The sequence below is a fragment of the Anaerotruncus sp. 1XD42-93 genome (genome assembly GCF_009917605.1).
Classification (GTDB): domain Bacteria; phylum Bacillota; class Clostridia; order Oscillospirales; family Ruminococcaceae; genus Anaerotruncus.
In genome coordinates, this window is record NZ_QZEG01000246.1 from 1 (window position 1) to 520 (window position 520).

General features: G+C 60.8%; 1 protein-coding gene. It reads right to left on the bottom strand.

Annotated elements, in window-relative coordinates; genetic code table 11:
• Positions 1-25: 25 nt before the first annotated feature.
• On the bottom strand, positions 26-520 hold a 495-nt coding region (locus tag D5269_RS18265), incomplete at its 5' end, for a DUF3849 domain-containing protein (protein ID WP_166545259.1).

Below are 520 nucleotides of genomic sequence, written 5' to 3' on the forward strand. Positions count from 1 at the left end.
ACCTCCCGTTTCCGCTTTGCCGCGCTCATCGTTCCGGTTCCCGTTTCTTAGGGGCGGCGGGTCTGCGTTCCGGCGGCTCCTGTTTGAGTTTTTCCAGGACGGAGCCTTTCTCCGGGGCTTGAAGGACTTTCCGCGCCTGCTTCAAAAACAGGTCGGTCAGACCGGGGTTGACCTTATCCACCACCAGGGCATAACTGTGGCGGGGATCGCCGCCATCCTCCGGCATGGGGATTGTTTTCGCCCAGGCTTTGTTATCGCGGGAGATGCGCCCGTCATGCTCCTTTTTCAGCACCGTATTGGCAAGGATGTACTGCATACGCTCCGGCCCGAACTGTTCCAGCACCTCTTTGACAGCGGCCTCGGTATTCAGGCGGTTATCCCCATAGTGGGCGCTGATGGCCTGCTCAATGGCTTCTTTGCAGGCAAGACTGGCTTGCAGGGAGGCGCGGTACTGCGCCATCTCCCCATGCTCGGACGCATAGGCGGCGGAGTGGGGATAGACCGGGGCGGCTCTCTGTTC